This window comes from Moorena sp. SIO4G3 (assembly GCF_010692305.1).
Lineage (GTDB): Bacteria > Cyanobacteriota > Cyanobacteriia > Cyanobacteriales > Coleofasciculaceae > Moorena > Moorena producens_A.
Window position 1 is genome coordinate 1 of record NZ_JAAHIG010000645.1, and the last position, 2,503, is coordinate 2,503.

1 protein-coding gene is annotated in these 2,503 nt (G+C 43.0%); it reads right to left on the reverse strand.

Annotated features, from left to right (window positions below; translation table 11 throughout):
- Positions 1 to 9: 9 nt before the first annotated feature.
- Complete coding sequence (gene ltrA / locus F6J99_RS44105; RefSeq protein ID WP_365975455.1) at positions 10 to 1,725, reverse strand: group II intron reverse transcriptase/maturase; 1,716 nt, start codon at positions 1,723 to 1,725, stop codon at positions 10 to 12.
- Positions 1,726 to 2,503 lie beyond the last annotated feature (778 nt).

Below are 2,503 nucleotides of genomic sequence, written 5' to 3' on the forward strand. Positions count from 1 at the left end.
GTTATTAAACTAAGCCGAGGAGTCGCCTCCCCGACTCGTCTCCAGAACCGGACATGAAGCTTTCGCCTCATCCGGCTCCTCGCGTAGTAGTCCCTTGTCAGTGGGTACTTCTCTTTTAGAACGGATTGTAATCCAATTCCTCCCGTTGGGAGCTTGTAATTCTTTTCCGTGTTTTTGGTCGTGGCAGTGTAGATGTAATAATTCCTGGTTTTTCAGGCTATTATTACCTCCTAATGCTCGTGGTTTTATATGGTGAGATTCCATTAAATCTCCGTCCTTAAATTTGAGTTTGCAGAAGGCACATCTTCCCTCTTGTCTCTTAAAGAGTTTCCCCTTTATCGTATTCAGTTCAGGATGTTTTTGCATTCTGTTTCCCCAGTAGGTTAAGTCTCCGTCGTAGATACTGCGTCTTTCTTTGACCTTAACGTGTCTGACTATTTCAGTCTTTGCGTGTTTAGGGAGGATGTTTTTTCCGTCCTTGGTCATGAATACCCAGTTATCTATTATTGGAGGTTTCCATGGCTCCTTAGGTATTTCTACCTTTGTTCCCCAATATTTTTCTTTAACCCAGGATTTTGATTTTTTGGGATGTCTTCTTTCTCCCCATCTTTTAAGTTTGGAGTATAGTAAGTGGTCTACTTTGGAGTAAGTTTTTTTACTTACTACTGGTTTGTAATAATTTGCCCATCCCGTTATTATTGGTTTGAGTTTGTGTATTACATTTTCTGGCTTGGCGGTTTTCAGACTGGATATAGTATCTGAAAGCCGCCTTACATGCTCCTTCACTTTTTCTTTTGATGGTTTGATCAGGGTTTTATACCCTTGTTTCGAGTGGTGTTTTCCGACTTTATATTGTCGAATGTTAAATCCTAAGAAGTCAAATCCTTCGGATGTGTGTACCACTTTTGTTTTACTAGGTTTTAATTCCAGGCCAATGTTTTTTAACCATTCTTCTCCTTTGTATTTGAGTTTCTCAAGGACTTCTTTGGAGGGATGGAGTATGACGAAGTCGTCAGCGTATCGTATGATAGTTGTGGCGCTTCTTTTTGCTTGTCTACCATTTGGACATCCTGGGTATCTCATTTCTCCAGTTATTTCCATTAGGTAGTCTTCCAGTCCATGAAGGGCTATGTTGGCCAGTAGAGGGGATATTATCCCCCCTTGTGGAGTACCTTCTTCAGTCCTTGAGAATTTGCCTTCCTCCATTACTCCCGCTTTTAACCATCCTTTGATTAATCGCTTCATGGTGGGGTAGGTATTTAATTTTTTGAGGAGAGATTTGTGGTCGATTTTATCGAAGCATTTTGATATGTCAGCATCAAGTACCCATTTTTGGGCTTTATTGATGCTGATGTATATTGCTTGGATAGCATCGTGACATGACCTTCCTGGTCTGAACCCGTAGGAGTTAGGCTCGAAATGAGCCTCCCATTCTGGTTCTAGGGCTTGTTTGGTTAGAGCCTGGAGGGCGCGGTCGTATATGGTCGGTATACCTAATGGTCTCTTTTCATTACGTCCGGGTTTGTCTATCCAGGTTCGTCGGGTTGGTTGAGGTCTCTTATAGATTTTGAGGTTTTTGACTAGCTTCAATCTCTTAGTGCTCGACAAAGCCTTTTGACCATCGATGCCAGCCGTCTTTTTGCCTTTGTTTTCCTGAGTAACCTTCCTTACCGCCAACATTTTTGCTGACCAGGACTTGATCAGAGTTTTTTGAAGACTTCTCATTACACGAACATCGCCACGCAGGGAAGCTCTGTAAATTCGTTGTCTTGATGCAAAGCGCGAGTGGGGGAAACCCCCTGTTCCCTTGCTGCATCGCTTTTGCAACTTAAACACTGTAATTTCTAGCTTTCGCCAGTTTACCTTGTTCCATTCCGACTGTGGGGCGAACCCCCGAGTTTTAGACATATCTATTGCTACTGGCAACTTTACATTCTACTAATCCGCGTGAATCCGTCTGCGTATCCGGTGCATTACATACCGGCATTTGCTTCTGATTCAATCTCCTCAATACAGGCCATACGGCTAACTACCTACTCAAAGAATCGACCTCCTTTGAGAGAACCTGCATGATTACTTCGTTCCTGATTACCTTTCTTTTGACTTTTAGGGTGATACTATACGCCGGAATCTTAGGGAAACTTAAGATGTAGGATGGATTACATCTTACCTTGTTTGTCGATTCTTTACGTTTGTTCGTAGCGGCAGCCTATATTACGCTACATCGTCTTTTCGACGCTTCAGGTGTACCTTCACTTTCGTTACCCATGAGCCATCTTCCTATTTCCCATCCACCTAATAGGCTAGTAGATGTTCAACGTTCGACCCCGCTTTACCCTAGGATTTGTTAATTTCCTTTGAGTAGGGGTAGGGATGTCACTCCAGTTTCGGGAGGACAGGTTTTGCACCTGTAAGGTGATCAAGTTGTCAAGGTTTTGTTCCTTGCGGCTAATCCCCCTCTATCCTTTTCAGGTTAAGGTTTCTAGCCAACGAATCACACCCA

Bases quoted from the DNA above. Each gene is read 5' to 3' on its own strand.
- ltrA (WP_365975455.1), bottom strand. From the start codon at position 1,725: ATGAGAAGTCTTCAAAAAACTCTGATCAAGTCCTGGTCAGCAAAAATG.